The organism is Cupriavidus sp. 10L43_2, from assembly GCF_056395265.1.
In genome coordinates this window covers 90,404-107,423 of the sequence record NZ_JBFTJE010000004.1, presented here as the reverse complement: position 1 = coordinate 107,423, position 17,020 = coordinate 90,404, and the positions used below count along the sequence as shown (strand labels likewise).

General features: G+C 67.2%; 15 protein-coding genes. 8 read left to right on the top strand and 7 right to left on the bottom strand.

From position 1 onward, the window contains the following. The first annotated feature begins 83 nt into the window (after window positions 1-83). The 3 genes from AC1DEL_RS07240 to AC1DEL_RS07230 all read left to right on the top strand — a co-directional run bounded on the left by AC1DEL_RS07240 (window position 84) and on the right by AC1DEL_RS07230 (window position 1,890). Window positions 84-386 (top strand): pentapeptide MXKDX repeat protein, encoded by a 303-nt coding sequence (locus tag AC1DEL_RS07240; protein ID WP_477125646.1) that lies wholly within the window; start codon window positions 84-86, stop codon window positions 384-386. A gap of 77 nt (window positions 387-463) precedes the next feature. Further along, complete coding sequence (locus AC1DEL_RS07235; RefSeq protein WP_454757918.1) at window positions 464-1,090, top strand: cytochrome b/b6 domain-containing protein; 627 nt, start codon at window positions 464-466, stop codon at window positions 1,088-1,090. 23 nt (window positions 1,091-1,113) lie between these two features. Beyond that, window positions 1,114-1,890: a molybdopterin-dependent oxidoreductase gene (locus AC1DEL_RS07230; protein ID WP_441592734.1), complete on the top strand. Its 777-nt coding sequence runs from the start codon at window positions 1,114-1,116 to the stop codon at window positions 1,888-1,890. Window positions 1,891-1,900: 10 nt separating this feature from the next. On the opposite strand, the gene AC1DEL_RS07225 is transcribed toward AC1DEL_RS07230, so the two are convergent. Continuing rightward, entirely contained in the window at window positions 1,901-7,396 is a 5,496-nt protein-coding gene (locus AC1DEL_RS07225; RefSeq protein ID WP_477125645.1) for a trifunctional serine/threonine-protein kinase/ATP-binding protein/sensor histidine kinase, read from the bottom strand. A gap of 207 nt (window positions 7,397-7,603) precedes the next feature. Between AC1DEL_RS07225 and AC1DEL_RS07220 the strand changes: the two genes are divergently transcribed. Continuing rightward, window positions 7,604-8,281, top strand: coding sequence for a type 1 glutamine amidotransferase domain-containing protein (locus AC1DEL_RS07220; protein ID WP_441592847.1), 678 nt, complete (start codon window positions 7,604-7,606; stop codon window positions 8,279-8,281). Between the two features lie 44 nt (window positions 8,282-8,325). Here AC1DEL_RS07220 and AC1DEL_RS07215 read toward each other — a convergent pair whose 3' ends face one another. Both AC1DEL_RS07215 and AC1DEL_RS07210 read right to left on the bottom strand, forming a co-directional pair. Beyond that, entirely contained in the window at window positions 8,326-8,835 is a 510-nt protein-coding gene (locus tag AC1DEL_RS07215; protein ID WP_477125644.1) for a GAF domain-containing protein, read from the bottom strand. Window positions 8,836-8,907: 72 nt separating this feature from the next. Further along, window positions 8,908-9,159 carry a DUF2789 domain-containing protein gene (locus tag AC1DEL_RS07210; RefSeq protein WP_092294923.1) on the bottom strand — a complete coding sequence of 84 codons (252 nt, stop codon included), beginning with the start codon at window positions 9,157-9,159 and terminating at the stop codon, window positions 8,908-8,910. A gap of 381 nt (window positions 9,160-9,540) precedes the next feature. Here AC1DEL_RS07210 and AC1DEL_RS07205 point away from each other — a divergent pair, with 381 nt between their 5' ends. Together AC1DEL_RS07205 and AC1DEL_RS07200 are read left to right on the top strand one after the other, a co-directional pair. Then, window positions 9,541-10,953 carry an SLC13 family permease gene (locus tag AC1DEL_RS07205; RefSeq protein WP_092294925.1) on the top strand — a complete coding sequence of 471 codons (1,413 nt, stop codon included), beginning with the start codon at window positions 9,541-9,543 and terminating at the stop codon, window positions 10,951-10,953. A gap of 60 nt (window positions 10,954-11,013) precedes the next feature. Then, window positions 11,014-11,580 (top strand): TetR/AcrR family transcriptional regulator, encoded by a 567-nt coding sequence (locus AC1DEL_RS07200; protein ID WP_477125643.1) that lies wholly within the window; start codon window positions 11,014-11,016, stop codon window positions 11,578-11,580. A gap of 24 nt (window positions 11,581-11,604) precedes the next feature. On the opposite strand, the gene AC1DEL_RS07195 is transcribed toward AC1DEL_RS07200, so the two are convergent. Then, window positions 11,605-12,486, bottom strand: coding sequence for a LysR family transcriptional regulator (locus tag AC1DEL_RS07195; protein ID WP_092294929.1), 882 nt, complete (start codon window positions 12,484-12,486; stop codon window positions 11,605-11,607). A gap of 122 nt (window positions 12,487-12,608) precedes the next feature. On the opposite strand from AC1DEL_RS07195, the gene AC1DEL_RS07190 reads away from it, so the two are divergent. Further along, complete coding sequence (locus AC1DEL_RS07190; RefSeq protein ID WP_441592730.1) at window positions 12,609-13,733, top strand: muconate/chloromuconate family cycloisomerase; 1,125 nt, start codon at window positions 12,609-12,611, stop codon at window positions 13,731-13,733. A 51-nt stretch (window positions 13,734-13,784) separates the two neighbouring features. Further along, the gene (locus AC1DEL_RS07185; protein ID WP_092294933.1) at window positions 13,785-14,759 is read left to right on the top strand and encodes a tripartite tricarboxylate transporter substrate binding protein; all 975 of its coding nucleotides are present in this window, start codon (window positions 13,785-13,787) and stop codon (window positions 14,757-14,759) included. 26 nt (window positions 14,760-14,785) lie between these two features. On the opposite strand, the gene AC1DEL_RS07180 is transcribed toward AC1DEL_RS07185, so the two are convergent. The 3 genes from AC1DEL_RS07180 to AC1DEL_RS07170 all read right to left on the bottom strand — a co-directional run bounded on the left by AC1DEL_RS07180 (window position 14,786) and on the right by AC1DEL_RS07170 (window position 17,016). Continuing rightward, the gene (locus tag AC1DEL_RS07180) at window positions 14,786-15,865 is read right to left on the bottom strand and encodes a calcium:cation antiporter (protein ID WP_441592728.1); all 1,080 of its coding nucleotides are present in this window, start codon (window positions 15,863-15,865) and stop codon (window positions 14,786-14,788) included. Between the two features lie 117 nt (window positions 15,866-15,982). After that, entirely contained in the window at window positions 15,983-16,144 is a 162-nt protein-coding gene (locus AC1DEL_RS07175) for a hypothetical protein (RefSeq protein WP_477107146.1), read from the bottom strand. Window positions 16,145-16,281: 137 nt separating this feature from the next. Beyond that, window positions 16,282-17,016: an SOS response-associated peptidase family protein gene (locus AC1DEL_RS07170; RefSeq protein ID WP_477125642.1), complete on the bottom strand. Its 735-nt coding sequence runs from the start codon at window positions 17,014-17,016 to the stop codon at window positions 16,282-16,284. Between the last annotated feature and the right edge of the window lie 4 nt (window positions 17,017-17,020).

Sequence of the window (17,020 nt, the reverse complement as noted above, 5' to 3'; positions counted from 1 at the left end):
TCTACCGCCAGCCGTCCCGGCGTGGCGCGAAGTTTCTGATGCCGGGATGCTCCCGGTCCATGTCCAAACTATGAGGTGTGAAGATGAAGAAGATCGCAATCGCCGTGGTTTCCGCCGCCTTCCTGATGAGCGGCACGGCGGCATTCGCCCAGGCCAGCGGGTCGATGGCCAAGGATTCGATGTCGAAGGACAGCATGTCGAAGGACGGCATGCATAAGGACGGCATGCACAAGGACGCCATGTCGAAGGACAGCATGGGCAAGGATGCGATGTCGAAGGACAGCATGTCCAAGGATGGCATGCACAAGGACAAGATGAGCAAGTCGAAGTCGGGGGACAAGATGGGCAAGAATGGCGATGCCATGTCCGGCGGCATGAGCAAGTGATGCCGGGCAAGTGAGCGCGCCCCTGCGCCGCAGGCGGGATGACCGTCCCGCGCGGCGCATGGGTTCTGGAGGCCGAAATGGAAACCACACATGACGCGATGCCGCGCCGCGCTGCGCCACGTGCAATCCAGCCCGTCTGGGTGCGGATATCGCACTGGCTCAATGCCCTGGCAGCGGTGGTGATGATGCTGTCGGGCTGGCGCATCTACAACGCTTCACCAGTCTTCGCCAGCTTCAGCTTTCCGGCCGACATCACCCTCGGCGGCTGGCTGGGTGGCGCGCTGCAATGGCATTTTGCGGCCATGTGGCTGCTGTTCTTCAACGGCCTGTTCTATCTGGCGATGAATGTGATCACAGGCCGGCTCGCCAGGAAGTTCTTTCCACTGGCGCCGCGTGCCGTGCTCCACGATCTGGCCGCCGCGCTGCGCGGCCACCTCTCGCATGCGGATCTCAGTCAGTACAACGCCGTGCAGAAGCTCGCGTACCTGTTCGTGATGGCGGTGCTTGTCGTGCTGGTGCTGTCCGGCATCGCGATCTGGAAGCCCGTGCAGTTCCCGCTGCTGCGCGAGTTGATGGGCGGCTATGACTTCGCCCGCGTGGTGCATTTCTGTGCCATGGCGCTGCTTGCCGCCTTCATCGTCGTGCATCTGGTGATGGTGGCGCTGGTGCCGCGCAGCCTGCTGACGATGATTCGCGGGCGCTGACGTCACGAAACTGGAGTAGAGCCGTGAACCCCAAACCTCCCCGGCGCCTGGCCGTCGATCGCCAGTCGCTGATCATCGACGTACGTCGAGAACTCGACGCGCCCGCGCGGCGCCTGTTCGGCAAGCGCATCCTCACGCTCGGCGGCCTTGCCATGCTCACGGGATGCAGTCTGCGCGACGAGGCGTCGGTCGAAACCTTCCTGGGTCGCATCTCGCGCATGAACGACAAGGTGCAGGCATGGCTGTTCGATCCGAACCGGCTCGCCCCCACCTACACCGCCGCGCAGATCACGCGCCCGTTTCCCTTCAATGCGTTCTACGGCATCGACGAAGTGACCGTGGTGAACGGCGATGACTTCCGGCTCAAGGTTGGGGGGCTGGTGCAGGACAAGCGAAGCTGGACGCTGGATGCCCTCTACGCCTTGCCGCAGGCGGAGCAGATCACCCGGCATATCTGCGTGGAAGGCTGGAGCGCCATCGGGCGCTGGGGCGGCACGCCGTTCGCCGGCTTTCTCCAGCGGATCGGCGCCGATACCACGGCGAAGTACGTGGGATTCAGGTGCGCCGACGACTACTACGAAAGCATCGACATGGCCACCGCGCTACATCCGCAGACCTTGTTGACCTTTACGTACGATGGCGAGCGCCTCCCGCCCAAGTACGGCTTCCCCATGAAACTCCGGATGCCGACCAAGCTGGGCTACAAGAACCCCAAGCACATCATGGAGCTGTTCGTGACGAACACCTACCCGGGTGGCTACTGGGTGGATCAGGGCTACAACTGGTTCGGCGGATCCTGAACGCCGGCTGTCACGGTTCGCCAGCCTGCGTGGGCACCGTGAACTGGATGACGGCGCCGTGCGGCGCGTTCTCGCTGGCCCACAACCGGCCGCCGTGCGCCTCGATGATCGAACGGCAGATGGACAACCCCATGCCTAGCCCCGTGGACTTGGTGGTGTAGAAGGGCGCGAAGATGCTGTCGGGGTTCAGGGAGCCGAAGCCGGGGCCAGAATCCCGCACGGTAACGAGGACGCAGCCATCGGCCGTACAGCGCGTGGCGATCAGCACGTGCCGTTCGCCATCGACACCAAGCATGGCCTCGATCGCGTTGACGATCAGGTTGAGCAGCACCTGCTGCAGCGCCACGCGCTCGCCCTCGATGAGGGGCAAGTCATGTGCGAGCTGCGTCTCCACCCGGGCGCGGCTCTTCCGGGCTTCGCCGCCGGTGAGTTCCACCACCTCGCGGATGGCCGCGTTGATGTCGACCAGTTCCTTGCCGCGCGGCGCCTTCCTGATCAGTTGCCGAATCCGGCCGAGCACGTCCGCCGCGCGATTGGCATCCTTGACGATGCGTGTCAGCGCGAAGCCGACCTCGTCAAGATCGGGGCGCGGCAGGTTCAACCACCGCGTCGCGGCCTGGGCGTTGGTCACGGTCGCGGCAATCGGCTGATTCACTTCATGGGCGATGGAGGCCGCAAGCTGCCCCATGGTGGCCACGCGGTTGGCGTGCGCCAGTTCCGTCTGCACCTCGCCATAGCGGCGTTCGCCCTCGCGCACCCTGTCTTCCGCCTGCTTCTGCTCGGTCAGGTCGAGCACAAAGGCGACACCATCCCGCCCGCCCGGTTCGAAGGTCGCCAGGCCCACGATGACTGGTATCCGGCTGCCATCCTTGCGGAGGTATTCCGTCTCCAGCGGCGCGACGCGCCCCGTCTGGATCAACGCCGCTGCGGCGCGATCGGTGTCCTGTTGCCTGTCCGGCGGCGTCAGGTCCCGCCAGCCGATGTGGCCCGAGACAAGATCCGCGCGCGCGTATCCCACCATGCGAAGAAACGCGTCGTTGGCTTCGAGGATGCCCCCATCGGCGCGCCAGACGGCAATGCCGATGATATTGGCCTCCACCAGCCGCCGGATCTTGGCCTCGCGCTCCGCCACATCACGGTACAGGCGCGCATTCTCCAGCGAAATCGCGGCCTGGGAGGCCACCAGCCGCAGCACGGCGATGCGGGACGGGCTGAATACCCGCGCCGCCAGATTGTTCTCGAGGTAGAGCGCGCCGGTGAGCTTCGCCTGGGTCATCAGTGGCACGCACAGGATCGAGCGGGCGCGATGCTGATGGATGTACGGGTCGGCGGCATAGAGCGGCTCGGCGACGGCATCGTCCAGAAAGAGAGGCTCCCGCGTGCGCATCACATGGTTGAGCACGGATGCTGGCAACATCGCCGCGCTGACCGGCACGTTGTGCGGATGCAGGCGGGTCGCGTCGCTCGTGGCTTCCGCCGCCATCCGCTGCTCGCCGCCTTCCGACAGGATCAACAGCCCGCGCTCGGCGCCGGCCTGCTCCAGGGCCGTGCGCAGGATCATGTCGATCAGCTTTTCCAGGACGATCTCGCCCGAGGCGGCCTGCGTCACCTTGATCACGGTGGCGAGGTCCAGTTGCTCGACTGACGTGGCCATCGTATTCGTGGCGCCGGGCGTGGAAGCCTCCGACCGCAGGTACGGATGCTGCGCCTCGAGATGCCGGGCCTTCCCATCTGCCCCCCAGCGCAGGTAGCTGTAGCGGGCGTCCCGCAGATACGACCGGGCGATCTTCTGAAAGCCACGCGCCGCGTAGAAGCGGGAGGCGAGTTCGTTCGCCAGCGCTTCGATGTTGACGAAGCCGTCATCCCGTGCCGCGTGGATCGCCTGCTCGTAGCGCAGTTCCGCGTCGATCTCGCGGCCCTCGATGCGGGCGATCTCGGCGCCCACCAGGGCGGCGTGGCTGGCGAAGTTCTGGGGGCAGAGATCGGCCCAGACTTGCAGTTCCCGGTGATGGTCGGCCAGGATGTCCAGATGCGACTGCTGGTCGCCGGCCGGGAGCGCATCGCAGAGGCCCGCCCGGGCCAGCGCGCCATAGAAGTAGTACTCGGCTTCCTCGAGGAACGAGTACGAGGACCAGAGCAGCGCCTTGGCATGGGCGGCGGCATCCATGGCTGCCGCAAGGTCGCCGGCAAAATACCGCGCCTGCAGTTTCCGGATCCAGTACCAGCAGGCGAATACCGGCGACGCGAGCGAAAGGCCCGGTTCGACGAGGCTTTCGCTGAACTGTTCGCCATCCAGATAGCCGAACGTCGGGGTGATGCCGCGCAGCATGCGGATCAGCGCCAGCTGGTTCTCGCTGAAGCCGATGGCAATCCCGAACCGCACCTGCCGGGCATACGCCACGCCACGTTCCGCTTCGTCCTGTAGTGCGGGCAGCGGCTCCCCGGCGAACAGCAGGTTCGATACCAGGTTGTTGCGCGTGAACGCGCCGGACGGCACATCGCCGACCCGGTGTGCCGCATCGAAAGCACGCTGAAGCTGCTCGCCACACGTGCGCACCGGCTGCGACCAGCGTGCGACAAACACCGAGAACGACAGGTAGGTGCGCGGCTCGTAGCGCTTGAGGCCGCGCCGTTCGACCAGTTGGCAGCCGAGTTCCCCGAACTGGAATCCCGCCTGGTAGTCCCCGAAAATCCGCCCGGCGACCCGTGCGACATTGGTATAGGCCACGCAAGAGGCATCGGTGTTGCCGTGTTCGAGGCTGAGACTGATCGCCTTGCAGATCGTCAGCCAGGCCAGGTTCCCGTCCTTCCTCGCCGTGTGCAAGGCGGGCGAGGACAGCTTGGCCAGCGCCTGGATCGTGGCGAGGGCGACCGGGTCCTCCATCGGCGGGAGATCGATCAGGGTCTCGATCGGCCGGTCCCCGAGCAGGGACCAGATGCGGTCGTATTCGTGGCGTAGCACGCTCTCGTCCGGCTGGGGTGACCACTCGATGCCCACCAGGCGGAGAAGGGCGAGGCAATCCGAGACCGCGCGGTCGCCCTGGCCGAGAATCAGGTACAGATCCATCTGCCAGCAAGCGATGCCCAGACGCTCGACCACGTCCACGGCGCGCTCGGCCAGCGTCATGAAGCGCGCTTCGGCGGCGGCCAGTTGCCCGGTCAGGAATTCGCACTGGGCCCGGTTCGACTCCAGCGCAAACATCAAGTCATAGTGGTCTTGCCAGCCGTTTTCCGGCAACAGGCCGGCGCCGGCGCCGAGATACGTCAGCGCGGAGGCATAGGCGGTGGACGCCTTGGCGCGCTGGCCCGCCAGCAGGTTGAATTCGGCCAACTGCTCGCGCTCGGCCGCGTCCGTGATCAGCGCAGTGCCGCGATTGAGCTGGCCCACGATTTCGAAGATCGCCTCGTCGCGTTGCGCCGGCAGGGTCCGGGCGGCCAGCAGGCGGCCGATCCGCAAGTGCGCCTCGGCGCGCGAGGCCTCGGGGATCAGCGTGTAGGCGGCTTCGTGCACGCGGTCGTGCACGAACGCATAGGTGGTCTCTTGCCGGATGACCAGCTCCTGACGAATCGCCTCCCACAGCGTCGTGTGGACCAGCGCCTCGGGCATGCCCAGCACCGCTGCAAGCGTCGTGATCTCGGCGACGTTGCCGAGGCAGGAGAGCTGCTGCAACGCCTGCCGCGTCGGCAGCGGCAGCTTGGCCAGCTTGCCGACCAACAGATCGACGACGTTATCGGTGTAGCCCTTGGCGTGGATGCGCGCCGGATCCCAGCGCCATTGCCGCGTGGCATGGTCCGGGGTGAGCAGGTCTTCTTCGACCAGCGCGTGCAGGAACCGGATCACGAAGAACGGATTGCCGGCGGTCTTGTCGTGCACCAGTTGCGCCAGGGGCTCGATCCGTGCCGGCTCGCCATGCAGCGCCTCCGCGAGCAACTGCCGGATATGCGCGCTGGCGAGCGGCGCCAACTGGATGTCATCGACCCGCGCCCCCGCATTGCGGATGGCCTGCAGCTTGCCAGTAAGCGGATGGGCGGCGCCGACCTCGTTGTCGCGGTACGCACCCACCAGCAGCAGGTGGCGCATGTCCGCGTGGGTCAGCAGGTCTTCCATCAGGTCCAGCGTGGCTGCGTCCAGCCACTGCAGATCGTCAAGAAACAATGCGAGCGGATGTTCCGGGCGGGCGAATGCCCCGATGAAGGCGCGGAATACCAGCAGGAAGCGGCGTTGCGCCTGCTGCGGCTCAAGCTCGGGCACCGGAGGCGGCTCGCCGATGATGAGCTTCAACTCGGGAATCAGGTCCGTCATCAGCCCCGCGTTGGGCCCCAGCGCTTCCAGCAGGGCGCTGCGCCAACGCTCCAGCTCCGCGTCGGACTTGCCGAGCAGCATCCGCACCAGACCCTGGAAGGCCTGCACCAGCGTGGAATACGGGATGTCGCGCTTGTACTGGTCGAACTTGCCAGACGCGAACAACCCGCGCGGCGGCACCAGCACCCGGTGCAATTCGCTGACCACCGAGGACTTGCCGATGCCGGAATAACCCGACACCAGCACCAGTTCCGGCGTGCCGGTCTCGACCACCCGGGTGAAGGCGTCGACCAGGGTGCTGACTTCGCACTCGCGTCCGTAGAGCTTCTCGGGAATCAGCAGGCGGTCGTGCGTGCCGTGCGCGTCGAGCGGGAAGTCCTCGATGCGGCGCTGGCGCTCCCAGTCTTCCAGGCATTGGCGAAGGTCATGCTCAAGCCCGACAGCGGTCTCGTAGCGCTCCTCGGCCATCTTGGCGAGCAGCTTCATGACGATGCGTGAAATCGTCGCCGGCACGGTTTCCTGCCGCGCGCGCGGCGACACTGGCATCTTGGCAATGTGGCAGTGCACCCACTCCATCGGATCCGTGGCCGTGAACGGCAGCGCGCCGGTCAGCATCTGGTAGAGCGTGACGCCGAATGCGTAGAGGTCGCTGCGGGAATCGATCGACCGGTTCATCCGCCCGGTCTGCTCGGGCGCCATGTAGGCCAGCGTGCCGGCGATGGTTTCGGGCGGTTTGGGCGCCTGACGTTCGCGCGGCAGGCGCGAGGCCAGGCCGAAGCCGGTAAGCCGTGCTTGCCCGTCGGCGCAGTTCACGACGATGTGGGTCGGCTTGAGATCCTTGTGGAGTAGCCCGCGCTGGTGGAGCCCGCAGAGCGCGGTGGCGATGCTCACCGCGTGGCGCAGGAACGCCCCGATCTCCATCGGCGCGCCCAGCAGGCGGGAGAGCGGCTCGCCGCCCGGGTCCTCGAGCATCAGCGCAGTCCGGCCGGCCTCTCGCACCAGTTCCAGCGGCCGAATCGCCCAGGCGCTGTCCAGTTCGTCCTTCAGGCGGTATTCGTGGGCCAGGCGGTCCAGACTGGCCGGCAACGGCTGTTCCGCAGCGGGCCGCGCCAGCAGAAAATCGCCGGCGGCCTCGTCCGGGCGCCGTCCCCGGTAGAAGACACGCTCGCCGTCGTCCCACAAGATCTGCAGTCCGTTATGCATTACCCCGAAGCATCCTGTAGGCCTTCCCTGCGGACGCAGGTATCGAGTGAAGATACGCCGACGCCGCTACGGCGCCATTGGGGAATAGTATGAAAATGTGATGATATCGTAATATTTGGCGGATTCCTATAATCATCAGGCTCATCACGCCCAGCCCGGCCGAAGCGCCGGTCTGCGGCATTCTCGTTCTCTCCATGGAGCAACATGATGAAGATCCTGATGGTCCTGACCTCGCACGACCAGCTCGGCAATACCGGCCGCAAGACGGGTTTCTGGCTCGAAGAGCTGGCTGCGCCGTATTACGCCTTCAAGGATGCGGGCGCTGAAATCGTCCTGGCCTCGCCCAAGGGTGGCCAGCCGCCGCTGGACCCCAAGAGCAACGAGCCGGATTTCCAGACGGAACTCACGCATCGATTCGAAGCCGACGCGGCGGCCAAGGCGCAGCTTGCCGCCACCGTGCGGCTGGATTCGGTTTCGCAGGCGGACTTCGACACGGTGTTCTATCCAGGCGGCCATGGTCCGTTGTGGGATCTGGCGGAAGACAAGCACTCGATCGCGCTGATTCAGTCGTTCGTTGCCGCCGGCAAGCCCGTGGCACTGGTCTGCCATGCGCCGGGCGTGCTGCGGCACGTGGTCACGCCGGACGGCAAGCCGCTGGTGCAGGGCAGGAAAGTCACCGGCTTCACCAACACCGAAGAAGCCGCCGTGGAACTGACGAAGGTGGTGCCGTTCCTGGTGGAAGACGAGCTGAAGGCCAAGGGCGGCCTCTATTCCAAAGGGGATGACTGGGCGCCCTACGTGGTGGAGGATGGCCTGCTGATCACGGGCCAGAACCCGGCATCCTCGGCGTCAGCGGCGGCGGCCTTGTTGAAGCGGCTGGCGTGAGTTGACGCCTGCCGCCAGGGCGCGCCGATGACGTTATCGGGCGCTCAGCCGTCGATGCGGCGCGCCCACGCGAGTTCCACGAACACCGCGCACAGCGCTTCCATGCCCGCCTGGTCCGCTTCGTCGAAGCGGGCTTCGCGGGGGCTGTCGACGTCCCACACGCCAATCAGCGTGCCATCGGGCGCGACCAGCGGCATCACGATTTCCGAGCGCGAGGCCGCATCGCAGGCAATGTGGCCGGGGAAGGCGTGGACATCGCGTACCAGCTGCGTGGCGCGCGTCTGCGCGGCCGTGCCGCAGACCCCGCGCCCGATGGCGATGCGCACGCAGGCCGGCTTGCCCTGGAAGGGGCCCACCACCAGCTCGGCGCCATCGTAGAAATAGAAACCGGCCCAGTTCAGGTCGGCCAGCGAGTGGTAGACCAGTGCCGAGAAATTCGCGGCATTGGCGATCAGGTCGCGCTCATCGGCCAGGAGACCGCGCGCCATGTCCACCAGCGTGGCGTACTGGTCGGACTTGGGGGCGGCGGAGAGATCGTCGGAAAGCTGGAACATCGTGAGGAGGCCGGAGATATTGCGGAAGGGCCGATGATATACCGGCCGCCGGCCGCCTACATTCGACCGACTTCAGGCCCCCGGGGCCGGCGCCCCACGCAATGCCAGATTCAACTGGTCCACCATCTCGGCCCAGTCGGCGTCTTCCATGTACTCGTCGCGCAGCAGTGCCGCCTGCGCGGGCGTCCAGAAAGGCGCCTCCCAGATTTCGACGTCCTCGGCGAGCGGGGAATGCGTGGTGATGAAGGCGCGGATGTCGGCCTCTTCGGCGGGCAGGCCGAGTTGTGCGAACAGATCGGAGAAATGGTGGAAGGACAGGTCCATCGCGTGCTCCTGAAGGTTGGCCGGCAGTGTGATGGCCGATTCTCGCTCGCGGAGCGGGGGCCTGCAATCCTCCATCCGCCTACGCGCGCTTTGTGATGCGGCGGTCTCCCGGTGCTGTTCCGGTTAGCGTAAGGATTGGCCCGGTACCTTAATTGATGCCTGCCGCCCGGCGCCGTATTGTGGGATCACAACCAGATCAGCGGCGCGCCGGCGGAATTCTTCCGGTGACGACCCCCACCACCCGGAGACAACTCGTGACCGCCAGCCCCCGCCAACGTTTGCCTTAGCGGCGAATCCTCCCGGCAGTTCTGCCGATGCCATTCCCATGCCTTCCCTACCAAGCGGGGTGCGCCGATGCGTGCCTGCCGCGATGGAGCCGCTATGTCGCAACATTTGATTGCCATCTCAGTCCTGGGACTGATGTTCGTCGTCGCCACGGTCCTGCCGGTCAATATGGGGGCGCTCGCCTTCGTCGGCGCGTTCCTGGTCGGTACCTGGGTGGCCGCCATGCCGGCCAAGGCCATCCTGGCCGGCTTTCCGGCTGACCTGTTCCTGACGCTGGTCGGCATCACCTACCTGTTCGCCGTGGCGCAGAACAACGGCACCATCGACTGGCTGGTGCGGCTGGCAGTACGCGCCGTGGGCGGCCGGATCGCGGCAATTCCGTGGATCATGTTCCTGATCGCGGCGTTGCTGACCTCGGTCGGCGCGGTCAGCCCGGCAGCGGTAGCGATCATCGCGCCGATTGCGCTGGGCTTTGCCGCGCGCTACGGCATCAACCCGCTGCTGATGGGGCTGATGGTGATCCATGGTGCGCAGGGCGGTGGCTTCTCGCCGATCAGCATCTATGGCGGCATCACCAACAAGATCGTGCAGAAGGCCGGGCTGCCGCTGAGCGAGATGGCGACGGCTTTCGCCAGCCTCGGCGTCAATCTCGCCGTGGCGGCGGGGTTGTTCGTGGCGTTCGGCGGGCTGCGCCTGATGCGCCAATCGGCAACATCGGCTGCGGCAGCGCCGCAACCGGCCGGCGACGCGCTGGCCATGCCGCATCCCTTCGGCGCCTACACGGTGGCGGCACAGGGCGCACAGATCTATGGCGATGCCGAGGCCGAGGCGGGCATGGAGGAGCAGAAGACCATGACGCGCGACCGGGGATCGATGCTGGAGGGGGGCAACGATGCCGCCAGCAGCACGGAGACGCCGGCCGGCCTCTACCAGTACCTGACCGTGGCCGGCCTCGTGGCGCTGGCCGTGCTGACGCTCTATTTCAAGCTCGATATCGGCTTCGTCTCGCTGACCATCGCGCTGGCGCTCACGCTGATCGCCCCGGACCTGCAGAAGCGGGCGCTGGGCCAGGTGTCCTGGCCGGAGATCATGCTGATCGTCGGCGTGAGCACCTATGTGGGCGTGATGGACAAGATGGGCACGATCGATTTCGTCGGCCACAGCGTGGCGCACCTGACCTCCCCGCTGATGGCCGCGCTGCTGCTGTGCTTCGTGGGCGCCGTGGTGTCCGCGTTCGCATCGTCCACCGCCGTGCTGGGGTCGCTGATCCCGCTCGCGGTGCCGTTCCTGCAGCAGGGTTCCGACGTGAGCGCGATCGGCTTTATCGCCGCGATGGCCGTGTCATCGACCATCGTCGATGTTAGCCCGTTCTCGACCAACGGCGCGCTGGTGCTGGCCAATGCCCAGGGCGTGGATCGGCAGGCTTTCTTCCGCAAGCTGATGGTCTACGGCGCGCTGGTCACGATCATCGCGCCAGTGGTGCTGTGGTTTGCCTTCGTCGTGCTCTGAGGTTGTAGACAGGTCTGTCTTCTATAATGGTCGGCATCCGCACCTGACTTCCGCACCGCCATGGCCACTCCCTCCGCCCGCGACCGCATTCTCGATACCGCCGCGCGGCTGTTCTACCGCGACGGCTATCGCGCCACCGGCATCGACAAGATCATCGCCGAGTCCGGCGTGGCGAAAATGTCGCTATATCGTCACTTTGCATCGAAGAACGAGCTGATCTCGGCCTTCCTGGCCCGCCGGCATGACAACTGGATGGCGTGGTTCGAGGCCGCCGTGCGTCGCCGGCTCGCGGAACGGCCGAACCTCGATGTGCTGGCCGATGCCCTCGCCGAGTGGTTCCAGTCGGACGACTACCGGGGCTGCGCCTTCATCAACGTGGTGGCCGAGGCCGGCGGCGGCGCAGGGGATGACCCCCGGCTGGCCGGGCACGCGGTGGAACACAAGAAATCGCTCGCCGAATTTGTCGCGAACGTGGCCCGCGAACTGAAGCTGAGCGACCCCGACGCGGTGGCCGAGGAAGCCATGGTCTGCATCGAAGGGATGATCGTGCGCTACCAGATGGTGCCGGACGTGGCATCGATCGACGCCGGCCGCCGCCTGCTGGCCCGGCTGCACGCGGCCGGGTAGGCAGCTACCCCCGTCCCACGCCGGTCATTCCCCGCTCTGCCGCATCACCCAGTCCACCGCCCGCAGCAGGTACGGCGACGTATCGCCGGCACGGTAGCTCATGATCACGGGCGAGACGAAGCCGGCCGCATCCACGGGCACGTAGCGCACATCGTCCCGATGCAGCCGCTGCACCGAGGCCGGCACCAGCGTGATGCCGATGCCCGCCGCCACCAGCCCCAGCGCCGTCTGCAACTCGTTGGCTTCCTGCACGACACGGGGCTGGAGCCCCTGCGCGCGGAACAGCGACAGCACGTGGTCCGCATAGCTGGGGCGGGGCCGGGCAGGGTAGAGGATCAGCGGATGGCGGGCCAGGGCGTCCGCCGTCAGTGGGGCGGCCGGCACGGCTGCGCTGGCGGGCAGGGCGGCCACGAGGGCCTCCGCCCGGACCACGCGCTGCGCGATGGCCGGATCGTTGAGCGCGAGCCGGCCGAAGCCGAGGTCGATGCGGCCGGACTTGAGCGCCTCCAGTTGCTGCACCGTGATCATCTCGGTCAGGCCCACTTCGATCTGGCTGGCGTCGTCGCGCAGCACGCGGATCAGTTCGGGCAGCACCCCGTAGAGTACCGAGGGCACGAAGCCGATGCCGAACCAGCGCTTCTCATTGCGGCCGATGCGCCGCGTGCCTTCCAGCGTCTCTTCCAGCCGCTGGGTCAGCTGGAGCGACTGTTCGAGCAGGAAGCGGCCGGCCTCGGTCAGCTTCAGGCCCCGCCCGACGCGATCGAACAGCGCCACGCCCACTTCCTCCTCGAACTGGCGGATCTGGCGCGACAGCGGCGGCTGGGCCATATGCAGCAGGGATGCCGCCCGCGTCACATTGAGTTCCTGGGCAACGGTCTGGAAATAACGCAGGTGCCGGAGTTCCATGGCGCCTCCTTGGTCGGGTCGATGCATACCCACAGGGTATCGATCGAGACATCATCGGTCTTGGACGCCCTTAAAGTCAAGGCGTATGCTCGATTGCAACTGATACCAAGCATCGAGAAAGTATGACTACGACGATTACCGGCATCGAGGCCATCCTGGTCGATCTCCCGACCATCCGGGCCCACCAACTGGCCATGGCGACCATGCAGCAGCAGACGCTGGTGATCGTGCGGCTGCGTTGTAGCGACGGCGTGGAGGGCATCGGCGAGGCCACCACCATTGGCGGGCTGTCCTATGGCGATGAAAGCCCCGAAGGTATCAAGCTGACCATCGACACCTACCTTGGCCCGGCGCTGATCGGCCAGGACGCCACCAATGTCCACGGCGCGATGGCGCGGCTGAACAAGGTGGCGCGCGGCAACCGTTTCGCCAAGAGCGCGCTGGAAACCGCGCTGCTCGATGGGCAGGGCAAGCGCCTGAATGTGCCGCTGGCCACGCTGCTCGGCGGCGCCGTGCGCGACACGCTGCCGGTGCTCTGGACCCTGGCCAGTGGCGACACCGCCCGGGACATCGAGGAAGCCGAGCGCCTGCTGGCCGAGCGCCGCCACAACACCTTCAAGCTCAAGATCGGCCGCCGCGCGGTGCGTGACGACGTGGCGCACGTCTCCGCCATCAAGCGCGCGCTGGGCGACCGTGCCCGCGTGACCGTCGACGTGAACCAGGCGTGGAACGAGGCCGACGCGGCCACCGGCATCGCCATGCTGGAGGCGGCCGGCATCGACCTGATCGAGCAACCCACGCCGCGCGAGCACCGCACGGCGCTGGCGCGGCTGGCGGCGCGCTTCGTGGTGCCGATCATGGCCGACGAGGCCGTGACCGGCCCGGAAGACGCGATGGAGTTGGCCCGCCTGGGTGCCGCCGATGTGTTCGCGCTCAAGATCGCCAAGTCCGGCGGCATCTTCGGCATGCTGCGCACGGCGGCCGTGGGCGACGCGGCTGGCATCGCGCTCTATGGCGGCACGATGCTGGAAGGCAGCGTCGGCACCATCGCCGCTGCGCATGGCTTCTGCACGCTGCCGCAGCTCGCCTGGGGCACCGAGCTGTTCGGCCCGCTGCTGCTCAAGGACGACATCGTGGCCGAGCGCCCTACCTACCGCGACTTCGCGCTGCACCTGCCCACCGGCCCCGGCCTGGGGCTGGCGCTGGACGAAGACAAGCTCGCGCACTATCGTCGCCCGGCCGCCTGAGCGGCGACCGCCGCCCCGCATCATCGACATATAAAAGAAGGAATGGAGACTATGAAATCCCTGAACCGGTCATTGCTGTCGGCGCTCTTCGCCGCTGCCGCACTGGTGGCGGGCACCGCCCACGCCGCCTATCCCGACCATCCCATCCGCTGGATCGTGCCGTTCCCGGCCGGCGGCGCGATGGACAACATCGCCCGCACGCTGGGCGAGGACATGTCCAGGACGCTCGGCCAGGCCGTGGTGGTGGAGAACCGCCCCGGCGCGGGCGGCAACATCGGCGCGGAACTGGTGGCGCGTGCCCCGGCCGATGGCTACACGCTGCTGATCGTGGCCAATGGCATGGCGGTCAATCCGGCGCTGTACGGCAAGCTCGGCTACGACCCGGTCAAGGATTTCGCGCCGGTCTCGCTGCTGGCCGTGGTGCCAAACGTGCTGGTCGCCAACAAGGCGAAGACGCCGGCCAAGACCGTGGCGGAGGTGATCGCCAGCGCCAAGGCGCGGCCGGGCAAGTACACCTACGCGTCGGCCGGCAACGGTACGTCGATCCATCTGGCGGGGGAGTTGTTCACGTCGATGGCACAGGTGGATCTGCTCCACATCCCCTACAAGGGGTCGGGCCCGGCCATGACCGACCTGCTTGGCGGGCAGGTGGACTATATGTTCGACAGCATCACCTCGGCCAAGCCCCAGATCGATAGCGGCAAGCTGACGCCCATCGCCGTCACCACCGCCAAGCGTTCCTCGGCGCTGCCCAACGTGCCGACGCTGGCCGAGGCGGGGCTGCCGGGCTACGAGCTGTCGCCGTGGTTCGCCGCCTTCGTGCCGGCCAAGACGCCGCAGCCGGTCATCGACGCGCTGAACAAGGCCATGCTGGAGGCGCTGAAGAAGCCCGCCGTGCAGCAGCGGCTGGCGGGCATCGGCGCGGAGCCCATCGGCAGCACGCCGGCGGCGCTGCGTGACCATCTGGCGAAGGAAACCACCAAGTGGGGCGCCCTGATCAAGGAAAGGGGCATTCGCGCCGATTGAGGATTGCGGACGGGGGCGAGCCCCCGTCAGGGAACGATGGTGAGGAACAGGTAGGCGGCGAAGATCACAAGGTGCACCACGCCCTGCAGGATCGTGGTGCGGCCCGAGCCGAGCGTCAGCGACGCGACGATCACCGTCAGGAACAGCAGCACCATCTCCTTGGCGCCCAGCCCCAGTTCGAGCGGGCGGCCAAGGGCGATGAAGACCACCGCCACCGTGGGAATGGTCAGGCCGATACTGGCCAGCGCCGAGCCCAGCGCCAGGTTCATGCTGGTCTGGAGGCGGTCCAGCCGCGCGGCGCGCAGCGCGGCGAGCCCCTCGGGCAACAGCACCAGCGCCGCGATCACCACGCCCACCACGGCGGGCGGCAGGCCCGCGGCGGCCACTGCCGCTTCCACGGACGGCGACAGCATCTTCGCCAGCGCCACCACGGCCACGAGGCACACCACCAGCAGCACGCCACTCGCGGCGGCCACGCGCCCCGGCGGCGGCGGTGCGTGCTCGTTCTCGTCGCTGCTCTCCACCAGGAAGTAGTCGCGATGTCGCACCGTCTGCACGAACACGAAGCAGCCGTACAGCACGAGCGACATCAGCCCCGAGAACGCCAGTTGCGACGAGGTCAACATCGGCCCCGGCGTGGAGCTGGTGAAATTGGGCAGCACCATGGTCAGCACCAGCAGCGCTACGAGCACGGCCATGGCCGCCTTGGCGCCGGGCGCCTGGAATTCCTGCTCCCGGTGGTGCAGGCCACCCACGAACAGGCACACGCCGACGATGCCGTTGCAGATGATCATCACGGCGGCGAACACGGTATCCCGGGCCAGCCCGGCTTTCTCGGGCCCGGCCGACAGCATCACCGAGACGATCAGCGCCACCTCGATCACGGTCACCGCAATCGCCAGCACCAGCGTGCCGAACGGCTCGCCCACCTTGTGGGCCACCACTTCGGCGTGGTGCACCGCGGAAAATACCGCGCCCGCCAGCGCGGCGGCCATGATCGCAACAAGCCAGCCCTGGCCCGGCAGCATCAGCCCGACGCCGAACGCGGCCCAGGCGGCCAGCGGCGACCAGACGGTCCATGCGGGCAGTTTGTTCGAAGTAGCCATCCTTGTTCCTTTTTCTTCTGCTGCCGCACGACGGGCGACTGACGGGGCATTGTGCAGCAGAAGGCCGCCCGGCGATAGGTTTCAGGCGGGGCGGGGAAGTTCCGGAGGGCGGCGGATTCAGTCCGGCATGAGCGGCCGGGTGGGCGGCTCCGCACGCGCGAGGCGGTCGGCATCGGCATCGCGCAGGCCGGGATGATGGCGCGAGATCCAGCGCGCGGCGACGATGAGGGCGATGAGGAAAGCGAGAACGTACCCGACGAAAGAGACGGCGTTATGCATGGTCTGACCCCTATATAGGAACGGCTCTGGTGGCCGGTGCAGGTCAGTATGGGCAACAAGCGCAGCGCCCGACACCCTCTGTCGGAGGGGCGTTCCGGTCACCCAATTGGGGGCTGCGCCGCGCGTGGGCGCCTGAGTCAGAACAGCGAGCCGGACTCGGGCGCGGGCAGCGCAGGCTCGGCATCGGGGGCGGCATCGGGGGTGGCATCTGGGGCGGCCTTGCTTGCCGCCGGCGGCATCGGCGCGGGCGCCCCGGCCATGCGTTCGGACGGATAGAGCCGCAGGAAGGTCCGGGCGACCTCCGGGTCGCGGCAGCGCAGCCAGTCATCCCATTCAGTCTCCGGCACGATCACCACCGAGCGCTTCTCGGTGCCGGGCCGGTGCATGCGCGACAGCAGCGGGTGGGCATCGGCATTGACGGTGAGCATGGTGAAAGACAGCGTGTCGTCCGGCCACGCGCGCCAGAGGCCGGCGATGCCGAACCCCGGCGCGTCTGGCAGCCAGAGCTTCCAGCGCACGGGTTTGCCGGGCCGCTGCGGCGTGCCGGTCTCGGGGTAGGCGTATTCGTAGAACGCGCTGGCCGGTATCAGGGCCAGCTGGCCGGCCTTCCAGAACCGGGCGAAGGACTTGAGCGTGCCCACGGTCTCCGCGCGCGCATTCGCGGTGGGGAAGTAGCGGGTGCCGGGCGGGATCTTCCCCTTCGGCACCATGCTGAACGAGGCCAGCGCGCAGGTGCGCCTGGCATCGGAGCCGGTGACAATGGGCGCGAGGGTGTCTGGCCACGCCTCGTCCGCCCACAACCGGGCCGGCGGCTCGATGCCGAAGATGTCGCGCAGGACTTGCCGCTGGATGGGGGCGTAATTGACGCACATCGAT